We start from the raw sequence: 26,349 nt of genomic DNA on the forward strand, positions 1-26,349 counted from the left end.
AGAGTTTTTTGTATGAAATTAATCATCGCCGAAAAGCCATCTGTATCGAGAAACATTGCAGATGCATTGAAAATAAAAAATCGGCAAGACGGATTTTTTGAAGGAAACGGCTATATTGTCACTTGGGCTTTTGGGCATTTACTGCAACTATATGATGCAAAAGATTATGAAGAAAAGATGGCATCGTGGAAAATGGAGAACTTTCCTTTTATTCCTCAGAAATTCCAATATAAAGTAAAAAGTAACCCTAAAAACAGAGAAAAACCTGACTTGGGTGCAAAAAAACAATTAAATATCATTCATCAATTAATGAATCGAAATGATGTAGATGCCATCATATCTGCTTGTGACTTTGACCGCGAAGGACAGTTAATTGGAGATAGTATTATTTATAAAGCGAGGCCAACAAAGCCTGTATATCGACTTTTACTGAATGAGTGGACACCTCAAGAAGTATTAAATGGATTAGATAATCTAAAGCTAAATACAGAATTACGTCCGCTTCAAGATGCTGGTATAAGTAGACAATGGGCTGACTGGGTAATAGGGATTAACTTAACTTCTGTAGCGACATTGAAGTATCAAAAAGGAAAGGGTAAAGCGCTCAATATAGGTCGAGTACTTTTACCTACCTTGAAAGTTATTTATGACCGTGATCAAGAGATTGCTAATTTTAAACCTGAGGATTATTTTAAATTACAAGCTACATTCAAAACGGCAGAAAATGAAACATATGAAGCTACTTATTTTGAAGAGAAAGAAGAGAAGTTTAAAAGTAAAGAACAGTTAGAAGAAATACGTTCGCAAATCAATGAAAAACCAGGAGTTATTCATAATAAAACAGTCCAGAAAAAGAAAGAATTCCCACCATTTTTGTTCAACCTATCTAATTTACAAGGACATATTACGAGTAAACATAATGGATGGACCGCAGACAAAGTGTTAAAAGTAGCGCAATCATTATACGAAAATAAATTTATCACTTATCCAAGGACATCTAGTATTGCCTTAGAGGAAAGTTTAGTAGGAAAAACAGCAAAAGTGCTCGAAACTCATTCAGAGGATTTGCCCTATCGAGATGAAATTAAGTTTATTCGCTCCAAAAGAGTTTTTAATAATGCAAAAGTAGAGAGTCATAGTGCAATTATTCCCACCTATTTGAAACCAAAGAAACTCACTTCAGATGAACAGGTTGTCTATCAAGCAATTAAAAATCGATTTATCATGCAATTTATGCCAGTTGCGGAGCATGAAGAAACAATCATTGAAACAAAAATTAAAGATACGAGTATAAAAGGATTATTTATTGTAAAGGGAAAAGTTCAATTAATTGAAGGCTGGAAAAAGGTTGAGAAAATCCAATCAAAGGATACTATTCTCCCTTTAGTCCATGTGAACGACGAAGTGGATATGCTTAAAAGTGAAATAACCTCTCATGTTACGAAACCTCCAAAGCAACATACTGAAAAAACTTTGCTACGAATGATGGAGACAGCGGGAAGAAATATTAAGCAAGATGAGGAAGATATTGAAGCGATATTAAGTGGATTTAGCATTGGAACACCAGCAACGAGAGCAGAAACGATCAAAAAATTAAAAGATGTTGGCTATATTTCTTCACAAGGGAAAAATTTAGTTTGTACTGAATTAGGTAAAAAGTTAGTAGAAACATTTCCTATTAAAAACCTGTTTAGTTTAGAATTTACAGGTCGTCTAGAGAAATCCCTTTTTGATATAGAAAAAGGAAAGCATAATAAAAATGAATTTTTGCAGATGATATATTCATTCACAACGAAAGCTGTAGAAGAAATTAAGACAGATTCAGCTGGAACAATCCACGAAGTTACAAGAGGAAGAAAATTGAACGACTTCATGGGGAAATGTCCTGTTTGTGGACATGCGGTGATCGAGGGGAAGAAAGGATTTGGCTGCAGTAATTGGAAGAACGGCTGCAAGTTTGTGATTTGGAAAAATGACAAATTTTTGGCGACAATGAAAAAGAAGCCGACAAAGACGATGGTGAAAACTTTATTGAAGAATGGTGTTGTTACTGTAAAGGGGCTTACAAGTAAACAAGGAAATAAGTTCGATGCACAAATGCGCTATGAAAAGAACACGGAGAACGATTATTTTAGCTGGAAAATGGAGTTTACAAAATAAGTAGTAAAAACTATTTAAGGACATAACACAGATATGACGAAGAGTGGGTTATGTCCTTTCATTTACAACATGATATATTTAGGATTATTAATAATTTCACTCAGAACAGTAGGGATGTTATCCAAGTTATTTTTGCTAATATCCAATATATGATTTTCCTGTAATCCCGCTTCTTTAAACTCTTTCGCTAAAATTAAACACCTTTCTCCCATTCTATATTCTATCTTTCTCATATTATCCCTTTTTATTAAGGTTTCATTATCGGCCCAAAGGACGACATATTTAACTTGAGTATTTATTTCTTGTAACTTTTCATTGAGCCATTTTGCCTCTTGTGGGAAGGTTACGTAATCGATGACAACATCATTGCCATATTGAAGGAAGTTCTTTGTAAGACTTAAAATATTATCCCAAATCAACTTTACTTCTTCTTTGCTTTCCCAAGGTTTTTTTCGTCCATTTACATGCATATGACTAATATAATCACCTGATATATAGGCACTATTTTTAAATTGTTTTACGAGTTCCCTGGAAGTTGTGGATTTACCAACCCCTGCTGGACCTGATAATAAATAAACGATATTTGATTCCTGATCTTTCATTCTTTTTACCTCCAAATATAAAGCTTACATAGTATTTCGGTTGTAATTGCTATAAATCCTTCTATTGTTGCTTAGGTTGTTAAATTGGAGTTTGAATAGATAAATAAAAAGGATTGGAGATAAATTTGTTCTATCTCTAATCCTTTCAAATAGTGAATTGCCAAAATATTTACTTTTTCAGTTGAAGTGGTTTTAACTTGGCTTCGATTTCGTTTCTCTTTGCTTCTAAGAAGGGAGGAAGAGCTAGAGACTCTCCTAAGTGGTCAATATGTTCGTCTGTATCAAACCCTGGTCCATCTGTTGCAAGTTCAAAAAGTATTCCATTTGGTTCTCGGAAATAGAATGAACGAAAGTAGAAGCGATCGACAAAGCCTGAATTTGGAAAGCGAGCTGAACGGATTTTCTTAATCCATTGATGTAGTTCATCTTCATTTTCAACACGTAATGCGACATGGTGAACACCTCCACGGCCTAGGCGTGTTTCCGGTAAGTCATTTCGTTCTTCCAAATGTATCTCCGCCCCGCTACCACCTTCACCTGTTTCAAAAACTACAATGTCAGGTTGGCCAGCTACTGGAGAAGGGTATCTTCCTTTACGTCGGAATCCCATTACATTTGTGAGCGCATGTTCGGTTGGTTCTGGATTTTTTACGGTTAATGAAACAGGGCCAAGTCCAGTTACACCAGATGCAACTGGAACTGTACTTTTATCCCAAGGTACTCCTGCAGTAACACCCATGTTTTCTTCATCTGATACAAGGATTAGTTGTTGTCCTTCCGGATCAGTAAAAGCAAGTGTTTTTCTATTTGCTCTTTTCTTGATATCCTCATGATCAACTCCGAATTCCTCAAAACGAGCTTTCCAATATGTTAAAGCTTTATCGTCTTTCACCCTAAGTGATATAGATGAAATACTACGAACACCTTTGTGATTTTTGGCTAGCATGGGGATTTCAAAGAATGTTAACTCCGTTCCTGGATTTCCTTTCTCATCTCCATAGAATAAATGGTACATGGAAGTATCATCCTGATTAACGGTCTTTTTTACGAGGCGCATGCCCATAATATTTGTATAAAAATCAAGGTTCTTTTCTGCGTTTGCAGTCATGGCGGAAACATGATGTATCCCTTTTAGTTCCATCTTCAAACCTCCTGTAATTAAAATATCTCGAATTCAAGATAATTATAATATGTAATATCATTTTTGTCAATTTATATAAAAAAGCTTGCCCAGTAACAGGCAAGCTTTTCAAGATTACATCATCGAAATATAAATAACACCAAGAATGGCAGCTAGTACAATTCGATAGATGGCAAATGGAAGTAATTTAATTTTTTCTATCAATACAAGGAAGAAGCGAATAGAAATCCAAGCGAAAACAAATGCACTAACGAAACCAACGACGAAAAATGGAATGACTTCAGCAGTCATCACATCCCATTTACTAATTAAGGAAACAGCACTAGCTCCAAACATAATTGGAACAGCCATAATAAAAGTAAAGTCTGCTGCTGCACGATGCTTAAGTCCCATTAATACACCACCAGAAATGGTAGCACCTGATCTAGAAAACCCTGGCCATAGTGCAATACATTGGAATAAACCAATTAAGATTGCCTGTTTATATGTAACTTCATCAAGTGAAGCGCCATCGGATTCTTTATTTTGTTTTGCTTTCCAATCCGCAATAATCATTAATACTGCACCTGCTACTAAAGCAAGTAGTACCGTTTCCACTCTAAATAAATACTGATCAATTATATCTTCAAATGCTAATCCGAGTACAGCTGCAGGTAAAAGTCCTACAATTACATGTGATAACTTTAAACGTGGACCAGATGTTACATTAGTATCTTTACCACCAATATGTATACCAACTAAACTCCATAACTTTTTCCAGAAGACAATGACGACAGCTAATATCGAACCAAGTTGAATGACTACCTTAAAGGTATTTGCAACCTCGGGTGATCCTAATATTTCTTGTGACTTTAATAGCATATCATCTACAATAATCATATGTCCTGTCGATGATACTGGAGCAAATTCCGTTAAACCTTCCACAAATCCTAATATTAATGCAACAATAATATCCCATACAGTCATAATTATTTAATCCTCACTTTCGAACTTTAATTTTACATACTCCTACTTAAAAAGGAAAGGGTGTAACAAAAATTAAATCATATTCCTCAAAATAGACGATTTTTTTAGTGAAAAACCCTACACAAATCTAAAAAAATAAGTCTAATATAATAGCATAAAGAATATTCTTTCTTTGAAAGTATTTTCATATATTTTAAAAATAACATATTTTAATAATATGAAGTTAGGAATTCCTGTAGTATAATATAATTACAAATCGTCTATCCATAGACGAATTTTAAATCACAGGAGGTGTACCACCTTTCGTTGAAAGGTGAACCATTTGGACATAGTCAGTTTAATCTTAATTGCAATTTTGATTGCTTTAACTGCATTTTTCGTAGCGACGGAATTTGCCATTGTAAAGATCAGGAGCTCGAGAGTAGATCAGCTTATTGAGGAAGGAAAGCCTGGGGCAAAAGCAGCAAAACATGTGACGACACATATGGATGAGTACTTGTCTGCGTGTCAGTTGGGAATTACGGTAACAGCATTAGGGATTGGTTGGTTAGGAGAGCCAGCATTAAAAGATATGATTCAACCTCTCCTTCGGAATTTCGAAATCAGTTCTTCTGTTTCACATGTAATTTCAGTTGCAGTTGCATTTTTAATTGTTACGTTTTTACACGTAGTAGTTGGGGAACTAGCACCAAAAACTGTAGCAATTCAAAAATCCGAAATGGTAACATTAGCTTTCGCTAAGCCATTGATCTGGTTTTACAGAATCATGTTTCCGTTTATCTGGGCATTAAATGGATCAGCACGTTTAATGGTAAAAATGTTTGGGATCCAACCTGTAAAAGAGCATGAGGAATCTCACTCTGAAGAGGAGCTTCGCATCATTTTGTCCGACAGCTATAAAAGCGGGGAAATCAATCAATCAGAATTGACGTATGTCAACAATATTTTTAAGTTTGACGAACGTATTGCAAAAGAGATCATGGTACCTCGTACAGAGATGATATCTCTTTCTACTGAGGATAATTTTCAAGATTGGCTTAAAATTATTAAAAAAGAGAAGCTAACACGTTATCCAGTATATGAAGGAGACAAAGATAATGTAATTGGATTGGTAAACATTAAGGATATCTTAATGGCACAAATTAAGAATAGTGGTCCTGCAGATAATGTGAAGGTAACCAGCTTCTTAAAACCTATTATTCTTGTGATTGATACAATCCCAATTAACGATCTTTTGTTAAAGATGCAGCAAGAACGTACACATATGGCTGTCTTATTAGACGAGTATGGCGGTACTTCAGGTCTTGTTACAGTTGAAGATATAATTGAAGAAATTGTTGGAGAAATCCAAGACGAATTCGATACGGATGAAATTGCAGAAGTAACCAAACTAGGCGAACAGCATTATTCATTTAGTGGTAAAGTACTCATTAATGAAGTAAATGATCTACTTGGTACGAACTTATCTGATGAGGAAGTAGATACTCTCGGTGGATGGATTTTGTCACAAAACTTTGATATTACAGAAGGTGAAGTTGTACTTGCAGAAGGATTCACGTTTACTGTTAGAGAAGTGGAAGGGCATCAGATCCAATATGTAGAGGTTAAAAAAAATGAATTTATAGAAGAACCTATTCATTTGGAAATAAAGGAAGCATAATATAAAAAAACGCACTATGGTTGAGGATTTCCTCAAAATAGTGCGTTTTATTTTTGGATTGGATGCAAGTTAGCGATTATTGTATATACATATAATAATAGTAGTAATTTTAATTCTTATTATTCTAACCTACTTTATAGGAATTTATTTCTGCGTTTGCTAAAATAAAAGTAATAGATTGATAAGAAGTTTTTAGGAAGGGAGTTGCTTCAATGGATGATCGAACGTTTAGGACAGCAATGGGGAAGTTTGCTACTGGTGTAACTGTGGTAACAACGAAAGTAAATGATACAGTTCATGGTATGACAGCAAATTCCTTTGTATCCGTATCACTTAATCCAAAGCTTGTCCTCATTTCAGTAGGAAAACAAACAAGTATGCATAATTATATAAAACAATCAGGTTCGTTTGCAATTAGTGTTTTGAATGAAAATCAGGAGGAGATTTCCGCCTTATTTGCAAGTCAGTTAAAAGATGAACGTGAAATAGAATTTGAGTTGTTTAATGAAATGGAAGTAATAAGCGATGCAATTGTTCAAATTACTTGTGAATTGTATGATATGACCGAAGCTGGTGACCATACTTTGTATATAGGTGAGGTAACGGATTTACGCATTCAAGATGGAGAACCTTTATGTTTTTATGGAGGCAAGTACAGGAAAGTTACATGACTAAGACTCGGCAGGGTATTAACTGTCGAGCTTTTTTTGAAACAAACAATAAAAAATGCGAATTTTTATAGATTAAAATGAATAATAATGCTATTATATTTATAAATATACGACATCGGTTGAGGTGAGGGCATGAAACATTATTTACATTTAGCAAATGGGTCCAAATTCACTGGGAAGTTGTTAACGACGAATAGTAACAACTTTTTTTCAGGAGAAATTGTTTTTTATACAGGAATGGCTGGTTATCAGGAAGTGTTAACAGATCCGTCTTATAAGAATCAAATTGTTGTTTTCACATACCCGCTGGTAGGTAATTATGGGATAAATGAGGAAGATTTTGAGAGTAAACAACCACATGTAGCTGGAGTTGTCGTATATGAAGGGAATATGCGCTATTCTCATTATCAAGCTAAATACTCCTTAAAAGAATACTTAGATAAATGGAACATTCCACTTCTAAGTAATGTTGATACAAGATCAGTTGTTAAAAATATCCGCTTAGAAGGCTCCATGATGGCAACAATTAGTCCAATGGAAAAAGTATCTGTGGATAATAACAATATGACGGGAGATAACGTAATTGAATCTGTTTCTACAAATACATTTCAAGGGTATGGAATTGGCGAGGGAAAAAAGCATATTGTACTAATGGATTTTGGATATAAAAAATCGATATTAGATTCATTATTAAATAGAAATTGCCAAGTAACAGTTGTTCCTTTTAATACGAAGTGTGAACAGATTAAAGCGATAAATCCGGATGGAGTGTTACTTTCTAATGGTCCGGGTAATCCAGAACAATTAAATTACCTGCTTGGTAATCTGAAGCAAATTATTACGAACTTTCCAACGATGGGGATTTGTCTCGGGCATCAATTAACAGCTTTAGCATTGGGCGCAAAAACAAGAAAAATGCTGTTTGGTCATCGCGGTGCAAATCAACCTGTTATTGATTTAACTACAAATAAAGTATATATGAGTTCTCAAAACCATAGTTACGAAGTGTATGAGCCAAGTCTAAAGGGAACATCATTACAAGTCCGTTTCCGTAATGTAAACGATGGAACCGTAGAAGGACTAAGTCATAAAGAGTTGCCAATCTTTACTGTCCAACATCATCCTGAAGCAAACCCAGGTCCTTTAGAAAGTATGCATCTTTTTGATGAGTTTTTGCAAATGATAAATGAATATAGTGGGAGAGAAAAAGTTTATGCCTAAAGACAACACTTTACAAACGATTTTAGTAATTGGATCAGGACCGATTGTCATTGGGCAAGCAGCTGAATTTGACTATGCAGGAACACAGGCCTGTCTTGCTCTTAAAGAAGAAGGATATAAAGTTATTTTAGTAAACAATAATCCAGCAACCATCATGACAGATGATATGAATGCGGATGTTGTTTATTTTGAACCACTAACAGTGGATGTTCTAGAAAAGATTATTGCGAAAGAGCGACCAGATGGCCTACTAGCGACATTAGGGGGGCAAACAGGACTGAACCTTGCATATCAATTGGATGAACACGGGATATTAGACAAATACGGAGTAAGACTTCTCGGTACACCAATTGATTCCATTAAAAAAGGGGAAGACCGGGAATTATTTCGTCAATTAATGTTTGAAATTAATGAACCAGTTCCTGACAGTGAGATTATCCACACAATGGAAGAGGCAATTGCTTTTGCTGAGAAAATAGGTTTTCCAATCATTGTTCGCCCTGCTTATACACTAGGTGGAACTGGTGGAGGAATTGCAGATAATATGAAATCCTTCAAGGAGCTTGTGCGTGGCGGATTACAAGAAAGTCCAATTACCCAATGTTTAATTGAAAGAAGCATTGCAGGTTTTAAAGAAATCGAATATGAAGTAATGCGTGATGGTAATAATACTTGCATTACAATTTGTAATATGGAGAATATCGATCCTGTTGGTATTCATACTGGTGATTCCATCGTTGTTGCTCCGTCGCAAACACTCTCCGATGATGAATTTTATATGTTGCGCGCAGCATCAATAAAAATAATTTCTGCTTTAAATATTATTGGCGGTTGTAATATTCAATTTGCGCTTGATCCAAATAGTAAACAATATTATTTAATTGAAGTGAATCCACGTGTTAGTCGTTCATCTGCACTTGCTTCAAAGGCAACTGGTTATCCGATAGCCAAAATTGCAGCCAAACTTGCAGTAGGGTATAACTTGTCAGAGTTAATTAATCCAGTGACAAAGAGTACTTACACAAGTTTTGAACCATCCCTTGACTATGTTGCAGTCAAATTCCCACGTTGGCCATTTGATAAGTTTACAACTGCACATCGTAAATTAGGAACCCAAATGAAAGCTACTGGAGAGGTAATGGCTTTACATCGGAACTTTGAGGGAGGAGTCCAAAAAGCTATTGATTCCCTTGAATTGAAAACAAACGGCTTACAGCTGTTAAGTTTGAAAGATTGTAATGTTCCAGAGTTATGGGAAAAGTTAAAAGAAAAAACAGATGAACGAATTTTTGTCATCTTTGAGATGTTGCGTAAAGGCGTAACTATTGATGAAATACATGAAGAAACGAAGATTGACTATTTCTTTTTACATTCATTCGATTCACTGATAGAGCTAGAAAAGGAAGTTAGCTCCAAATCAATGGACACTGTAGATGAAGATGAAATGCTTGTTTATAAAGAAAAGGGGTTTTCTGACCGCTACTTAGCATCAGTTTGGAATGTTTCAGAACTAGAAGTGAGGGAGTATCGCAAATCACTGAATGTTCATGCTGTATATAAGACAGTTGATACATGCGCTGCGGAATTTGAATCACATACAAACTATTATTATTCCGCGTACTTTGGTGAAAATGAACAAGTAAAGACAACGCAAAAGAAAGTACTAATGATTGGTAGTGGTCCAATTAGAATAGGGCAAGGAATTGAATTCGATTATTGCTCTGTTCATGGTGTTTACGCCATGCAAGAAGAAAATATTGAAACGATAATGATTAATAACAACCCAGAAACGGTTAGTACTGATTTTGCGACTGCAGATCGGCTTTATTTTGAACCATTAACACTGGAGTATGTATTAAATGTAATAGAAGCAGAAGGTATTGATGATGTTATCGTCCAGTTCGGTGGTCAAACCGCAATTAACTTAGCAAAAGGACTAGAAGAATATGGAGTAAATCTTTTAGGAACTTCATTTGATGTCCTAGATCAATTAGAAGATCGTGATCGTTTTTACCAGCTATTACAAGAGCTTGAAATTCCACATGTCCCAGGAGCAATTGCTGAGAATAAACTGGAATTGGAGGAATGTGCTGAAAAAATTGGTTTCCCAATTTTAATACGACCTTCCTATGTAATCGGTGGACAAGGTATGGAAATAATTAGTTCTATGGAACAATTACGAAGCCGTTTGAATAACGGGACTGAATTAGCGTATCCAATCCTTATTGATTCTTACATACCTGGAAAAGAGGTAGAAGTAGATTTAATTGCGGATGGAGTAGATGTATATATTCCTGTTATTGCCGAACATATTGAAAAAGCAGGTGTCCACTCAGGGGATAGTATGGCAATACTTCCTGCAAAAACAATATCAATGAACGTGAAAGAAAAAATATCATTATATTCGAGCAAGATTGTTAAAAAATTAAAGTATAAAGGATTAATGAATATCCAATTTGTCATTGATGGGGAGAACGTTTATGTCCTGGAGGTTAACCCGAGGGCAAGTAGAACAATACCTATCATAAGTAAAATAAAGGGTATTTCATTAGTACAAGTTGCGACAAAAATATTGCTCGGGAAATATTTGCTGTCGAATATATTTGAAAAAACAGGCATGATGGAAGATATTCCATATACCGTAGTGAAGTATCCAGTTTTCTCGACATTTGCACTCAGTGGTTTAGATTCAAAAGTTGGACCTGAAATGAAATCTACAGGTGAAGGGATTGCGATTGGTGAAAATATTACCGACGCTCTTTCTAAGGCATTTCATGGTCAGAAGTCTAAAAAAGGTAATAGTGTCTATAAAGCAAGCTCTGTTACGGTTGACGAGCAATTAATATCAGAAATGACAGAAAAGGGATTATCGTTAACTGAAGACAGCTTCGATACATGGATAAGCGAAAATAGTGGAGTAGCTGTGCTTGCATATGGTAATAGTGATGAAGATAAAAAGCTACGTTTAATGGCAGCAAAATACAGACTGCACGCTTTTTCGGAGGAAGAAACCTTCAAAGCGTATTTACAGTCACTTGGTACAAAAGAAATGACAGTTGTTTCATTAAATGAATGGCTGGATAATAAACCGACGTTACAAATTTAAAAGTGGTTGAGACAGAGCGATTTGACAAGGATGTAAATCCGAACAATGTAAGTGTAGACATACCGCTTCGGAAATACACTTCGCTTTCCGCGGGCTTAGAAGAGTGAAAGGCGCTTGGTAATGGACCGAGAAAAGATATGCTATTAGGGAAATGACGGATGAAAAGGGTGTTGTGTTAAATTTTTAATAGTTGATTTCCGCTCTAGGCGGACGCTTTCCGCGGGGCGAGCGGTGAGCCGCTTCAGTAGCACCGCTTCTTGTCTAGCTCAAGCTCCTAACGGCTAACGAACGATCCATTCCTTCCCCTAGGATAAGTCAACATCGGCAAGAGGAACGTCGACTAAAAGCGGCACATCCTGTGCAGGCTCATGCTGCGACGTCCTGTCGCTTCGCCTGCATTAGTACATCCTGTACGTCACAACGTCGACGTGACCCACATCCTGTGGGCCCTCGCCGTGTTTCCTTTATCTTAAGAAGGGAATGTCTCCCGTTCGTACGCCGCTGATCAGGCGCCTTCGCTTTTCTATCTGCAGGGTCTCACCTGCACGCTAGTCCCGCAGGAGTCGCCGCCCGCCGCTCCAATCAACAGTATCTGCTACTAATAGTCTTATATATGAGGCCTTTGTCCCGCAGTCAACCATGTATCACAAAACCAGCTATACACCACAGAGGGTGAAAATGGATTAAGCAGTCTATACTGAAACTATCCTTGCCACATGGTATGTATAGCTCTTTTTTTACGAATTAGAAGGGTTTTATTTATTGTTCTCTTTTCCGTAATTAGAGGTTTTTTTCATGGTATGAGTCTACGTGTATTTCCTCCGCTCGGGGGGATTGCATCCATGGTACACCATTAGTTCCCACTTTAATATTGATAATTGTTGGGCGGGAAAATCACAATATATTTAAATAACAAAAGTCGAACTAACTTGATAATAATTCAAGAAATAGTTCGACTTTTTATATTTTTTAATTTACATTTACCAGTCTCTTGAGTTTCAGATTAACTCCATCATTCTTACCATAGATACTCAAATAGTTCGCCTTTGAATAAGTTGGTGTCTATGTTACATGCTTCCGCATCTATTCCGTATTGCCATCCAAGTAAATAGGATCCTTCAGGTGCTCCTGGATTATATTCAGGTGCATTTTCCTCTGTTGTGATACCTTCTTGTGGGTAAGCTGTCCAAATGATTGTTTCGTTCTTAAGCTCTTCATTTTCCTCTGCTGCTTCACTATAGATAGGGTAAAGCTCTTGTTCTTCAGCAAATACTCCATAAATACCTGGTTTATAAGCAGAATCTTTCATGCCATCAAACCAGCCTTTAATAAACTCTTTGTCTACTGGATAGTCAGGCTCAATATCAGCAAATATAGCCTTTCCATCTGGGACTTCTAGTTCTTCTGCTAATTCAACCGCGTTTCTTGCTTGTTCCATGCCATTTTCATAACCTGTAGCATCTGAGAAATGGTTGTATATTAGTAAAATCTTTACGTCATTGGAATGGAGATAATCTGCCTCATCACTTGTTAAACCAAAGGATACATTTTCTTTATCACCTAAATATCTACCCCATACTTTTGGAGTACCAAAGTTATCTACAACACAAGCATATAATTCTTCAGTCGTTAGACTTGCTGAGTCTACTCCCCAGAATGCTTTATCTGGATCAATGTCATTATTATTTTCTGAATCATTTTGTTCTTCACCGTTGTTATTGTCGTTTCCATTATCTCCTGGCGTATCCGTATTATTATTTCCAAAAGCAAAGAACAATAATGGAAGTGCCAATAAGATAGAGGCTAATATCACCCATAGTAATGGTCGTTCTGTCATATACTCCCCTCCTTACTACGTACAATATGCAAGTAGTACAAGGAGGGTATGGGGATAAGCGGATGGACAAACTAAAAAAATATAAAAGGATTTTGGAATATATGGTAGAGAGGGGTACAATGCTATCGGAATTAAATGTCATGAAAAAAGTGAGAAAAAGAAAAGGACTGCTCACAAGTCATATATGATGACTTAATGGACAGTCCTATTTGTTCGCATATCTTATTTTTTGGTCATGTTGTTTAGACCAGAAAGCTGAGGAATCACATTTGCAAGTTGCCCACCTCGACCAGTCATTAAACTGTACGCAGCTGCACCAATACCAATGGATGCAATTATCGGTAAGACATTTCGTTTCATGATTTCAGCTCCTAATTTGTATTAATTGCTCTTTTGAGCATTTATAGCTTTTGTCATTTAACGTTAAACTATCACAGAATTTATTTACCAATATCCGTAGCTAATGGAAGACGAATCTCTACAGTGGTTCCTTTACCTAGTTCACTAAAAAATTCAATTGACCCTTTATGATCTTCAATAATTTTATTACTAATCATTAAACCAAGGCCTGTACCTTTTTCCTTATTCGTAAAGAAGGGTTCACTAAGTCGCTGCAGATGTTCCTTGGAAATGCCAATACCTTCATCACGTACTTTTATCATGACAAATCCTTCTTCAGTTGAGAGAGTATGTATATGTAGTTTTCCACCTCGTGGCATTGCCTCTATCGCATTCTTTATTAAGTTAATAATTACTTGTTTAATTTGCTTTGCTTCACAATTCACAAATGGGAACGAATTGAATTTTGTGACGAATTCCACATTATTTAATACGGCCTCTGGGCGCATAAAAGAAATAACCTCTTGTACGACCGTATTCACATTTTCTTTTTTGAAAACAATTTCCCTTTGTGGTTTGGCGAGTATTAAAAATTCATTCATAATAAATTCGATTCTTTCAATTTCTGAAGTAATAATTTCACCAAATTGATGATTCGTTTCCTCGGCTAGTAATTGGACAAAGCCTTTAATACTTGTTAAAGGGTTTCTTATTTCATGTGCAATTCCTGCTGCTAGTTGGCCGATTACACCTAATTGGTCGAGCTGTTTAATTTGATTTGTTTTTTCCTTTAATTCTGTAACATCCTTAAAGATACTTATATGTCTCGTTACAGTGCCATCTTTATCTGTAATCGGAGTTATTTCAGCTCTTATCCAGCGAGTTTGCCCACTGTCTTTATCTGTTAAGTTAAATTCAAGTGCTTGTGATATCCCGCTTGTGGATCTAAAAATTTCAATCAAATTATTGCTGGCATCTGTATCAAATTTATCTTCAAAACATAGAGGATTTTCATAAATATCTTCAAGCTTAATCCCCCAAGATTTTTCTATAGAAGGACTTACATATAGGAATTTATCTTTTTTTATGTCAAACAAACAGATGACTTCCGATATATTTTTGGTTATATCAAGGAGTAATCTCTCTTCCGCTTCTAAAGTTTCGTTTTGCAGTTTTACAAGCATTTTATATTCCATAAGTTCAGATATATTTTCTGTTACTCCTAATAAAGCGGAAATTTCACAGGTTTCATTATATACAGGAGTTATCATTAAATTTATGGGAATTAGGGTACCATCTCTTCTTTGTCTCACAGTCTGAAGCTTAATTAATTTTTCGCCTTGTAGTAATCGCTGCATGACATTTTGAAATTCAAATTCTAAATGTTGTGGGACAATTGGTAGCCTTTTACCGGTTAATTCATCTTGTGTCCATCCATATAACTCTTCAAATGCTCGATTCACTAAGATTACTTTTCCATCCACATCGACAATATCAGCCGCCGTATCTGTTAAGTCAAAAAACGTGCTTCGCCATCCTATCGATATGCTATCTCTACTATCTATTATATCTTTTAAAGGGTGACAAATAAGCTTAATCGAACCTTCCTCTGTATACTCACAAGAAGTCCAAAGTATTGAACTGTATGTCCCGTTTTTTTGTTTTAATCGACTTGTGAAGGGGATGAATTGTTGATCTGGATTCATAAATAGTAGTTTTTCGACAGTGTTTTTTACATCATCAGGATGAATAAAATCGAATAGAAGAGAATTTTCTATATCCGAATTAGGTATTTGAATACATGTTTCAAAAGCTGAATTTGCGTATTTTATTATCCCTTTTTTATCTAAAAGTAAAAAGATATCTTTTGTTTTTTTAGAAAACCATTGTAATGCTTCGAATATGAAGGGATTTTCTACATTTATTTGCCCCACCGAAGACTCCCCTTTTTAGACTATGATATTTTAATTGTAACAGAAATTTTAAGTAAAATTAACAGAAAAGAAATAAGAATATAATTATTAGTAAAATGTCGAAAAAAGAAAATGGAGAAATTATATTCAACAAGAAATAAATCCCAATAAATAATTTCACGAAATGGGGTAAAGTTTTGGAAAGCTGCCCTGTCCTCACGTCCTGGTATGTTAATTGAGAATATGATCTGAATACTAGCAGTCAACCTCAATAATACTTAGCAATTTTTGTTAAAAGGTAACAAGAAAAAACCAAACTATCTTGAATGTTATTCAAGCAATAGTTTGGCTGTAATTCATCTACACTAATTTGTCTCAATTTCAATCTTTATTTATTCCTTTTTTTGCTTTCGGGCGAGGTCCGAGTCCTAATTCTTTCTTTTCTTTTATTAAAGCTTTGTAGAGGGAAATCATCATTAAAATCATAATAAACGAGAATGGAAAAGCTGCGATTATTAATGCATTTTGTAAGGCTTGTAATCCACCACTCCTTAATAATATTGCAGCAATAGCGGCAAGCAGTATACCCCATGTTACCTTCACTCGGTTAGGAGGTGTTAATGATCCATACGTAGTCTGCATTCCTAAGACGAATGTAGCAGAATCTGCAGAGGTAATAAAAAAAGTACCTACAAGCAATATGGCAACGATTGACAATACCGAGGAAATTGGTAATTGGTTAAAGATAGCGAATAAAACTTCCTCTGTTGCAAATTGTGTTAAATCGACATTCCCGCTTTGTTGGACATCAATTCCAGTAGTTCCAAATACAGTGAACCATATAAAGCTAACAATTGTTGGTAATAGGATTACTCCAATTAGAAATTCACGAATCGTACGTCCTCTCGATACACGTGCTATAAATATACCGACAAAAGGAGACCACGAAATCCACCATGCCCAATAAAATATCGTCCAATCATTTATCCATTCGCGATGATCTGGGTTAAGTGGTGCTATCCGAAAACTCATTTGTATGATGTTCTGAACATACTTTCCTAATGTGTCTGTAAACATATTCATTATAAATAAGCCAGGTCCCGCTATAAATACTAATACTAATAACAATACAGCTAGGACAAGGTTGGCATTACTTAAATACTTAATTCCTTTGCTCAATCCTGACCATGCGGACATTAGGAAAAGTATTGTAACAATTATTATTATAATTAGTTGAACCGTAAAATTAATCGGAATATCAAAGAGGAATGCTAATCCACCGTTTATTTGCGCTGCTCCAAAACCTAATGTAGTGGCTACTCCGATTACTGTCGCAGTGACTGCAATGATATCAATAATAGTAGCAATTTTACCTTCCGTATGCTTACCTAACAATGGGCCAAGCGTTGCGCTAATTAGACCAGGTTTGTCTTTTCTGAAGTTGAAGTAAGCAAGGCTTAATGCAACTAAACCATAGATTGCCCATGCATGTATACCCCAATGAAAAAAGGTGTACCTCATTGATTCTTTAATGGCATCATTTGAACCTGGCTTTGCAAGTGGAGGGTTATTGGCAAAATGTGAAAGTGGCTCAGCTGCTCCCCAGAACACCAGTCCGATTCCCATACCGGCACTAAATAACATGGCGAACCATGTGGTTTTTGAGTATTCCGGTTTTTCACCAGGTTTACCTAATCTAATTGCACCTATTGGACTAAATATGAGTAACAGGCAGAAGATTACGATTACCGTCACTAAAATTAAATAATACCAACCGAAGCTAGAAGTAATAAATGCTTGGATATTTGCAGTTGCTGCTTCAAAGTTTGTTGGTGTCGCTACACCTAAAATGACTGCTACTAACAAAATAGCTGCTGATATCCAAAAAACGTTTGAAACTTTTCTCATATCATTCTCCTTTAAGACGATTCACGTTTTTGTATACTTAGTATTGCTTCATTTCCAATTCTTATTTAACTGTAGTTCGATTATTTTTAGAAAGTATGATGGAAAAGCACTTAAGTCTGTTAAATTTTCAAGAACAAGTGGGGGGGATTATAGTTTTTAAAGCACTTTTTAAAATTTATTTAAAAAGTGCTTGAAAGCGCTTCTCAAAGGTTGTATATTATAATTAGAAGTTAAGAAAATGCTTACGAAAACGATGTTGAGAGGGGTATGTAGATGTTGAAAGAAGCTGTATTTAAGGATATTCCAGTAATAAAGTATGAGGGAGCAGGTTCAACTAACCCATTTGCTTTCAAACATTATAATGCAGATGAGGTAGTTGGGGATAAGCCGATGAAGGATCATTTAAGGTTTGCTATGAGTTATTGGCATACATTTACATTTGGCGGTACGGACCCATTTGGTTTACCAACAATGGAGAGAGAATGGGATTCCATTGAAAGCCCAATGGAACTTGCAAAGAGAAGAGTAATTGCAGCTTTTGAATTCATGGAAAAGTTAGGAATTGAATACTTCTGCTTCCATGATGTAGATGTTGCTCCTGAAGGAAAGACACTTGCAGAAAGCCAACGCAATTTATTTGAAATCGTAGACTTAATTGAAGAGAAAATGGAAGAAACAGGAATTAAGTTGTTATGGGGTACAACAAACGCGTTTAGTAATCGAGTATTTATGCATGGTGCTGCTACTTCATCTAATGCAGATGTCTTTGCAAGAACTGCTGCACAAATTAAGATTGCTATGGATATAACGAAACGTCTTGGTGGTGAAAACTACGTACTATGGGGCGGTAGAGAAGGTTATGAAACACTTTTAAACACAAATACAGAACTTGAATTAGATAACCTTGCACGTTTACTAAGAATGGTTGCAGCATATAAAAAAGAAATTGGCTTCACTGGTCAACTATTAATTGAACCGAAGCCGAAGGAGCCTACAAAGCATCAATATGATTTCGATACAGCTACAGTACTAGGGTTCCTAAGAAAATATGGTCTTGAAAATGAGTACAAACTTAACATTGAAGCGAACCACGCTACTCTTGCTGGGCATACATTCCAACATGAGTTAAATATGGCAAGAATTAATGGTGCATTAGGAAGTATTGATGCTAACCAGGGTGATACATTACTTGGTTGGGATACAGACCAATTTCCAACAAATGTGTATGATGCAACATTAGCAATGTATGAAGTATTGAAGCAAGGTGGATTAGCACCAGGTGGTTTAAACTTTGATGCAAAGGTTAGAAGAGCATCATTTGAAGCAGAAGATTTATTCCATGCTTATATCGCTGGAATGGATACCTTCGCGAAGGGCCTAAAAGTAGCACATAAACTGCTTGAGGACGGAGTACTTGAAGATAATATTGCAAAACGTTATGAAAGCTATGATAGCGGTATAGGGAAAGAGATTGTCAATGAGCAAGTAGGGTTAAACGATCTATATGAATACGCATTGAAAAATAATGATATCAAATTAAGTTCTGGAAGACAGGAAATGCTTGAAGCGATTGTAAATAACTATATCTACGAATCAAAATAAACAGAATTGGTGATGTAAATGTATGTTCAACAGCATGAGAAAATGATTAACAGAGATAAGGTGTTGGCAACACTTTTTGAGCATCGCCAATTAACAAAGCTAGATATTTCACGTATTACAAATTTAAGCATTCCGACAGTTACTTCAAATATTACTAGTTTAATAGAATTAGGAATAGTGGATGAGGCAGGAGTTGCTAATTCCACAGGTGGACGTAAACCAAAAATAGTCCGCCTCCTTCCTAATTCGCGATTTTCAATCGGTGTCGAAATTACACCAACAAAAGTAAAATTGGTGATTATCAACTTATTTTGTGAAATCCAACTCAGGAAAGAGTTTTCCTTAGATGAACTGAAGACAACTTCTGGATTTCATCGAGCAATGATAAAAATGGCAGATGTAGTCCAAGAAATGATTAAGGAGCTACATATTCAAAGCCAGTGCATTATGGGAATTGGTATTTCTGTTCCAGGAACAGTTAACCGAGAACAATTTGTGTTAGAACTCGCGCCAAATCTAGGTTTAAAGCAATTTTCGCTCCAATTTCTTAAGGATATGTTTCCATTCCCTCTTTATATTGAAAATGAGGCAAATGCTGGTGCGTTTGGTGAATTAATGCTTGATAAGCAAGCCTCGGATGAACATACCGTTTATGTATCGATTACGGAAGGGATTGGTACTTCGATTATATCGAAGGATGGCTTCTATAAGGGTAATAAAGAACGTGCTGGTGAGTTCGGCCACATGCACACTGGAAATTCTGAAAGAGTTTGTAGTTGTGGAAGGACAGGTTGTTGGGAACTGTTTAGTTCAGAAACAGCTTTACTTAATTTGTACAAGGAACAAACAGGTGTAGAACAACCAAAGCTAGCCGAAATAATGGAGAGGCATATTGCAAAGGATGAAGATGCCCAAATTGTTGTGAAGCAATATTTGCAAAATATTGCTCTAGGTATACAAAACATCCTATTAGCAATTGATCCAAAGCAAATTATTATTGGTGGCGAGCTTGCTAAATATAGTGATCAATTAATAATAGAGTTACGAAAATTCATTTTTTCCCAAGCTGTTTTTCACAATGAACAAGATGTGGATATAAATTTCTCTAGTTTATATACAGATTCATCTATTTTAGGGGCTGCTATTACCCCTTATAAACAACTATTTCTAACAGATGAAGAGTAAAGAAGGTGTAGTTATGGGGTATCTTGGAATTGATTTAGGTACATCTGGTGTAAAGATTGTCTATATGGAAGAACCAGGTAAAATAGAGAAACAAGTTACAAAGGAATATCCGATATATCACCCCCACCCTGGATGGTCAGAACAACATCCGATGGATTGGTGGGAAGCGACAATTGCTGGTATACAAGAGATTTTGAAAGATGTAGATACAAGTGATATAGCAGGTATTGGTTTAAGTGGTCAGATGCATGGAATGGTAGCACTAGATAAAAATGGCGAGGTGTTAACACCTGCTATTCTATGGAATGATCAACGTACTCATGAAGAATGTCTTTACTTAAATAATGAAGTTGGCAGGGAATTTCTAACGAAGCATACTGGAAATATGGCCCTTACTGGCTTTACAGCACCAAAAATTCTTTGGTTGAAAAAGAATCAGCCTGAAATTTTTGATCAAGTCCGTTACTTCATGTTACCGAAGGATTTTATAGGATATAAATTAACAGGTGAACTGTTTACAGATGTTTCAGACGCTTCTGGTACACTGTATTTTAATGTAGAAAAACGCACTTGGTCTCAAGAGATATTAGATATTATCGGAATAAATGAAGCAATGCTACCAAAAGTATTTGAATCATATGAGGTAGCTGCAAAAATTAATGAGAGCGCTTCTACACAAACTGGCCTTCCAGTAGGTGTACAAGTTATTGCTGGTGGTGGAGATAATGCTGCTGGTGCAGTTGGAAGCGGTATTATCCACGAAGGTACAGCATTAATTTCTTTAGGAACTTCAGGCGTTGTTTTTTCTCCGCAAAGGACGTATTCCGTAGATGAAAATAATCGTTTACATTCCTTCTGTGATGCTACAGGAAAATGGCATGTAATGGGTGTAATGCTGTCTGCTGCTGCATCTTTAAAATGGTGGATAGAAGATATACATCATGGCGATTATGATCAGTTATTACAGGAGGCAGAAGCTTCTCCAGCGGGAAGTAATGGACTTTATTTCCTTCCATATTTAAGTGGGGAAAGAACACCTCATAATGATCCATTTGCAAGAGGGTCATTTATAGGCTTGAGCCCAACTCATACTAGAGGAGATATGACGAGAGCTGTATTAGAAGGTGTTGCATTTGCACTTAATGACTCGTTTGCAATTTCCAAGGACTTAAATCTTACTTTTGAACAAGTGAGTATCATTGGTGGAGGTACGAAGAGTTCTTTATGGATGCAAATATTTGCGGATATGCTGCAAACAACCGTAGTAACTTCCTCTAATTCGGGGGGACCAGCTGTAGGAGCTGCCATTTTAGCTGCAGTTGGAACTGGTGCTTATCAATCATTAGAAGAAGCATGTACTAAAATGGACGAAAATGGAAAGGTATTTGAACCAAATGTATCTAATGGGGAAGTGTACGCAAAAATGTTCCCTGTTTTCCAAAAGGTCTATTCCGCTTTAAAGGATACTTTTGGAGCAATATATCAAGTCAACGAGAGCTTGTAGACTAGAGGCGAACAACATGAGAAACAGCTTTGATCAGATTATTAATCGTTTTAATACAAATTCTGCTAAATGGGATGAGCTTGCGGAGCAGTATGGGCGAGAAGTAATTGCACTATCTGTTGCTGATATGGATATACCAGCTCCAAAAGTACTCGTAAACAAAATGGTAGAAATGGCTAGACATGGAATATATGGATATACCGATCTATCATCATCCTATTATGCCGCGGTTCAGGATTGGTATAAACGGATGTATGATTGGGAGATTCCTAGAGAATGGATTGTCTTCTCACCGAGAATTGTACAAGCAGTCTCGCTCATTATTCAAAATTTCTTGGAAGAGGGAGATAAAGTTCTTGTTCATACTCCGTCGTATGGCCCAATTACGAATGCAGTTACGCTAAACAATCGAACATTAATTGAAAGCCCTTTACTGTTGAAAGATGGTCGTTATGAAATTGATTTCGAAGATACAGAAGCAAAAATGAAAGCTGGCGTAAAAGTTTTACTTTTTGTCTCACCACATAATCCAACTGGACGTGTTTGGACGAAAGTAGAGCTTAAGAGATTAGGAGAATTATGTGTTAAATACAATGTTTTGCTTATATCAGATGATATTCATTCTGATTTTACGTATGGGGAACATCGTCATACTTTCATTTCAAACATTTCAGAGGAGATTGCACAACATTCTATTATTTGCACATCACCTGCAAAAACGTTTAACTTAGCAAGTTTAGAGATTGCCAATATTATTATTCCAAATGATAAGCTACGCACTCAGTTACAAAAGAACATAGTTCAGGCAGGTATTCATAATCCCACATTTTTTGCAGTACCTGCCTTAGAGGTTGCGTATACACAATGTGATGTTTGGCTTAAAGAGTTAAAGGATTATGTACAACAAAATATGAATTACGTAAAAGTATCTTGTGAACAGCATCTACCAAAAGTAAATACACTTGTTACAGAAGGTACGTATTTAATGTGGCTAGATGCACGAAAATGGAGTGAAAAAGAAAGCGATTTAAAAAAATGGATATTAGACGAAGCAAAGGTCGCATTGAGTTTCGGTTCTTCTTTCGGTAATGAATATGAAGGATTTATTCGAATCAATGTTGGAACTCCACGTCCACTCTTAGAAGAAGGCTTAAGACGCATCGCAGGTATTTATCAGCAATACAACTAGGGATTGTTACAATACAAAAGAGGTGAAGGACAGATGTCAAAAACAACTACTGTTAAGAAACCAACATTGTTCTTAGCGTTATTACCAATTCTAACAATGATTGTATTACTATTTGGTGGATATGTATTCTTTGAATTACCACCGGAGCCGCTCATTATTATTTCAGCCATTGTAGCTGGAGCAATTGCTATTTATCTAGGCCATTCCTACAATGATATTCTGGATTCTGTATCTCAAAAAATTGCAAAAACGATGCCTGCAATATTAATTTTAATCACAGTAGGTTTTATGATTGGAGCTTGGATGGTCGGTGGTACTATCCCGATGATGATCTATTATGGTTTGAAAATTGTTAGCCCGCAATATTTACTAATCACTGCATTTCTTGTTACATCTATAGTTGCAATATGTACAGGTACCTCTTGGGGATCTGCAGGGACAATTGGTGTAGCGTTTATGGGTGTAGCAGCGGGGATGGATGCTAATCTTGCTGCTGTAGCAGGTGCAGTTGTAGCAGGTGCATATTTTGGAGATAAATTATCGCCATTATCTGACACTACTAATATTGCTGCTCTTGCTACAGGTGTAAATTTATACGAGCATATTGGTCATTTATTATATACTACATTACCTTCATTTATCGTTTCAGGTATTGTATTTTTAGTAGTAGGCCTTAATACGAATAGTGCAGGTGGGGATTTACCAGAAAAAGTTGGAATAATCATGGATACACTAGGTACAATTTTTAATTGGAATATACTATTGATTATACCTGTCTTGATTGTTTTAATCGGTTCCATTTGGAGAAAACCAACTATTCCCGTCATGCTATTATCTTCAATTGTAGCAATGGTGAACGGCTTGATTTTCCAAGGATTTTCGTTGAAAAGTGTAGTAGCTTCAGTTGTAAACGGTTTTAACGTATCGATGATACAAGTTTCTAACTTTGATGCAGCTACTGTAATAGCTGATATCCCTACTTTATTGAATCGTGGTGGAATGAATTCAATGATGGGGACATTACTCATTTGTTTCTGTGCTATTACATTTGCTGGGACTATCTCAGTTACTAATTCAATTGAATTGATTATTAACAAATTACTTAAATTTGTTAAATCAACGGGTAGTTTAATCGTTACAACTATTGCTACTGGCTTAACGATGATTGGCGTTACAAGTAATGGGCAAATTTCTATCTTAATTCCAGGGGAAATGTTACGCGAAACATATATTAAAAGAGGCTTACATCCTAAGAACTTAGGGAGAACGATAGAGGATTCTGCATCCATTATTGAACCAATTTTACCTTGGACAGCAGCAGGTGCCTATATGGCAGGAACATTAGGTGTAGCAACATTAGAATATTTACCATGGGCAGTATTATGTTGGACAGGTATTATTTTTGCGACAATTTGGGGTTATACTGGATTTGGTATAGCTAAATTATCGAAAGAAGAACAAGAAAAAATGATGGCAGAGACGCATACTTCCGAGATGCCATTGCAAAGCATAGCTAAATAATTATTAGTTAAAGTGAATTAATAATAAATTATGACTAATAACATATAATAATAGAATTGTAAGACTAGACGACATTAGAGCATAGTGCATTAGTGTTCGGGCTAGTCTCTTTTTTGTTAGTATAACGAGTGGAATTTTAAAGCAAATTAAGAGGAATGAGCTGAGTTACGAAGGAGAGAGCCATGATGGGTGATTTTTCCGCATTTAGCCGGGAACAGCTATTACAACTTATGGGAAATAAAGAATATGATTTACTAGTTATTGGTGGCGGAATAACGGGTGCTGGAATTGCTCTCGACGCGGCTTCACGTGGTTTAAAAGTAGCATTAGTTGAAATGCAAGACTTTGCAGCTGGAACATCGAGTCGCTCTACGAAACTAATACATGGAGGATTACGGTACTTAAAGCAATTTGAAATTAAGGAAGTAGCAGATCTTGGTAAAGAGCGGGCAATTGTTTATGAAAATGGTCCTCATGTAACTACACCAGAATGGATGATTCTCCCTTTTCATAAAGGAGGCACATTTGGCAAGTTTACGACAGCAATCGGACTTACCATGTATGATTACCTTGCAGGAGTGAAAAAAACAGAACGCAAAACGATGTTAACAAGGGAAGAAACATTAGAAAAAGTTCCATATATAAAGGAAGATGGGTTATTAGGTAGTGGATTCTATGTGGAATATCGTACAGATGATGCACGATTAACAATTGAAGTGATGAAATCTGCTCATGAAAGAGGAGCACATATTATGAATTACGTCAAAGCAGATAGCTTTATTTATGAACAAGGTATCATTGTTGGCGTTAATATAGTTGATATGCTTTCCAATTCACATCATGTAATTCGTGCTCGCAAAGTGGTCAATGCAGCAGGGCCTTGGGTGGATGAGGTTCGGAAAAAGGAAGGAACAATTGAAGAGAAACACTTAAAACTATCGAAAGGTATTCATCTTGTGTTTGATCGAAAGACCTTTCCTCTTTCACAATCCGTTTACTTTGATACACCTGATGGTCGTATGGTGTTTGCCATTCCACGTGAAGGAAAAACATATGTAGGGACGACGGATACCTTTTATGATGGAGATCCGAGTGAATTACATGTTACACGTGAGGATTGTACGTATATACTTAACGCCATACATTATATGTTTCCTGCCATTAAGCTTACCGATACAGACATAGAGTCAAGTTGGGCAGGTGTAAGACCATTAATTCATGAAGAGGGAAAGGGTCCTTCGGAAGTATCGAGAAAAGATGAAATATGGGAATCTGACACAGGATTGATTACTATTGCTGGTGGTAAATTAACTGGCTACCGTAAAATGGCTGAAAAAGTAGTTAACCTACTTGTACATCAACTTGGGAAGGCAACTAGCCCTTGTATAACAAAAACGCTTCGCATTTCTGGTGGAGATGTTGGGGGATCTGCACAACTCGATTCTTTTTTAGAGGAGAAAGCCCAGGAAGCAGAAAGTTTTGGTTTAACGCAGGAGGATGGCTATAAATTAGCGAAGTTATATGGTACGAATGTAGATAAAGTGTTGTCTTACCTTACGAATAAAGAGGGATCTAATCTGCCACCAAGTTTACACGCACAACTACTTTATAGCATTCATCATGAAATGGTTGTGAAACCGACAGATTTTATCTTAAGAAGAACGGGTTACTTATTATTTGATATGCGAAAAGTAGAGCAGTGGAAGCATAAAATAATCGAAGAAATGGCAACGATTTTTAATTGGACAGACGAGGAAAAGTCACATTATGTGGAGGATCTAAATGAGGAAATAGCTAGGGCAACAACTTTCAAATGATGGAGGT

Annotated in this window: 18 protein-coding genes; 11 read left to right on the plus strand and 7 right to left on the minus strand. The window is 36.1% G+C overall.

All coding sequences use genetic code 11. The features are described from left to right. Positions 1-12 precede the first annotated feature (12 nt). Positions 13-2,160: a type IA DNA topoisomerase gene (locus tag ACFPM4_RS11235; RefSeq protein ID WP_382351486.1), complete on the plus strand. Its 2,148-nt coding sequence runs from the start codon at positions 13-15 to the stop codon at positions 2,158-2,160. Between the two features lie 62 nt (positions 2,161-2,222). Here ACFPM4_RS11235 and ACFPM4_RS11240 read toward each other — a convergent pair whose 3' ends face one another. The 3 genes from ACFPM4_RS11240 to ACFPM4_RS11250 all read right to left on the minus strand — a co-directional run bounded on the left by ACFPM4_RS11240 (position 2,223) and on the right by ACFPM4_RS11250 (position 4,869). Continuing rightward, on the minus strand, positions 2,223-2,762 hold the full coding sequence (locus ACFPM4_RS11240) for a P-loop nucleotide/nucleoside kinase family protein (RefSeq protein WP_382351489.1): 540 nt from the start codon (positions 2,760-2,762) through the stop codon (positions 2,223-2,225). Positions 2,763-2,931: 169 nt separating this feature from the next. Beyond that, complete coding sequence (locus ACFPM4_RS11245; protein ID WP_382351492.1) at positions 2,932-3,903, minus strand: ring-cleaving dioxygenase; 972 nt, start codon at positions 3,901-3,903, stop codon at positions 2,932-2,934. Between the two features lie 114 nt (positions 3,904-4,017). Continuing rightward, entirely contained in the window at positions 4,018-4,869 is an 852-nt protein-coding gene (locus tag ACFPM4_RS11250) for an undecaprenyl-diphosphate phosphatase (protein ID WP_382351495.1), read from the minus strand. A gap of 322 nt (positions 4,870-5,191) precedes the next feature. On the opposite strand from ACFPM4_RS11250, the gene ACFPM4_RS11255 reads away from it, so the two are divergent. The 4 genes from ACFPM4_RS11255 (at position 5,192) to ACFPM4_RS11270 (ending at position 11,527) form a co-directional block, all read left to right on the plus strand. Further along, positions 5,192-6,529, plus strand: coding sequence for a hemolysin family protein (locus tag ACFPM4_RS11255; RefSeq protein WP_382351498.1), 1,338 nt, complete (start codon positions 5,192-5,194; stop codon positions 6,527-6,529). 212 nt (positions 6,530-6,741) lie between these two features. After that, complete coding sequence (locus tag ACFPM4_RS11260; RefSeq protein ID WP_382351501.1) at positions 6,742-7,200, plus strand: flavin reductase family protein; 459 nt, start codon at positions 6,742-6,744, stop codon at positions 7,198-7,200. A gap of 132 nt (positions 7,201-7,332) precedes the next feature. Further along, positions 7,333-8,421: a carbamoyl phosphate synthase small subunit gene (locus ACFPM4_RS11265; protein WP_382351504.1), complete on the plus strand. Its 1,089-nt coding sequence runs from the start codon at positions 7,333-7,335 to the stop codon at positions 8,419-8,421. Next, positions 8,414-11,527, plus strand: a complete 3,114-nt coding sequence (locus tag ACFPM4_RS11270; protein ID WP_382351507.1) for a carbamoyl phosphate synthase large subunit — start codon at positions 8,414-8,416, stop codon at positions 11,525-11,527. Before ACFPM4_RS11265 ends, ACFPM4_RS11270 begins: the two co-directional genes overlap by 8 nt. Positions 11,528-12,545: 1,018 nt before the next feature. On the opposite strand, the gene ACFPM4_RS11275 is transcribed toward ACFPM4_RS11270, so the two are convergent. The 4 genes from ACFPM4_RS11275 to ACFPM4_RS11290 all read right to left on the minus strand — a co-directional run bounded on the left by ACFPM4_RS11275 (position 12,546) and on the right by ACFPM4_RS11290 (position 17,524). Further along, a complete protein-coding gene (locus ACFPM4_RS11275) occupies positions 12,546-13,364 on the minus strand; it encodes a glycoside hydrolase domain-containing protein (protein ID WP_382351510.1) in 819 nt (272 codons plus the stop codon). Between the two features lie 222 nt (positions 13,365-13,586). Then, on the minus strand, positions 13,587-13,724 hold the full coding sequence (locus ACFPM4_RS11280; protein WP_186324598.1) for a hypothetical protein: 138 nt from the start codon (positions 13,722-13,724) through the stop codon (positions 13,587-13,589). Positions 13,725-13,804: 80 nt separating this feature from the next. After that, complete coding sequence (locus ACFPM4_RS11285) at positions 13,805-15,637, minus strand: PAS domain S-box protein (protein ID WP_382351513.1); 1,833 nt, start codon at positions 15,635-15,637, stop codon at positions 13,805-13,807. A 360-nt stretch (positions 15,638-15,997) separates the two neighbouring features. After that, complete coding sequence (locus ACFPM4_RS11290; RefSeq protein ID WP_382351516.1) at positions 15,998-17,524, minus strand: glycine betaine uptake BCCT transporter; 1,527 nt, start codon at positions 17,522-17,524, stop codon at positions 15,998-16,000. 273 nt (positions 17,525-17,797) lie between these two features. Between ACFPM4_RS11290 and xylA the strand changes: the two genes are divergently transcribed. From xylA to ACFPM4_RS11320, 6 genes are all read left to right on the plus strand, one after another. Next, positions 17,798-19,126, plus strand: a complete 1,329-nt coding sequence (gene xylA, locus ACFPM4_RS11295) for a xylose isomerase (RefSeq protein WP_382351519.1) — start codon at positions 17,798-17,800, stop codon at positions 19,124-19,126. Between the two features lie 18 nt (positions 19,127-19,144). Further along, the gene (locus ACFPM4_RS11300; RefSeq protein ID WP_382351522.1) at positions 19,145-20,311 is read left to right on the plus strand and encodes an ROK family transcriptional regulator; all 1,167 of its coding nucleotides are present in this window, start codon (positions 19,145-19,147) and stop codon (positions 20,309-20,311) included. Continuing rightward, entirely contained in the window at positions 20,301-21,815 is a 1,515-nt protein-coding gene (gene xylB, locus ACFPM4_RS11305) for a xylulokinase (RefSeq protein WP_382351525.1), read from the plus strand. Before ACFPM4_RS11300 ends, xylB begins: the two co-directional genes overlap by 11 nt. 16 nt (positions 21,816-21,831) lie before the next feature. After that, positions 21,832-23,004, plus strand: coding sequence for a MalY/PatB family protein (locus ACFPM4_RS11310; protein ID WP_382351529.1), 1,173 nt, complete (start codon positions 21,832-21,834; stop codon positions 23,002-23,004). A gap of 33 nt (positions 23,005-23,037) precedes the next feature. Next, on the plus strand, positions 23,038-24,525 hold the full coding sequence (nhaC, locus tag ACFPM4_RS11315; RefSeq protein WP_382351532.1) for a Na+/H+ antiporter NhaC: 1,488 nt from the start codon (positions 23,038-23,040) through the stop codon (positions 24,523-24,525). Positions 24,526-24,710: 185 nt separating this feature from the next. Next, positions 24,711-26,342 (plus strand): glycerol-3-phosphate dehydrogenase/oxidase, encoded by a 1,632-nt coding sequence (locus ACFPM4_RS11320; protein ID WP_382351535.1) that lies wholly within the window; start codon positions 24,711-24,713, stop codon positions 26,340-26,342. The last annotated feature ends 7 nt before the right edge of the window (positions 26,343-26,349 follow it).

The sequence above is a fragment of the Lederbergia graminis genome, from assembly GCF_042655485.1.
Lineage (GTDB): Bacteria > Bacillota > Bacilli > Bacillales > Bacillaceae_C > Lederbergia > Lederbergia graminis.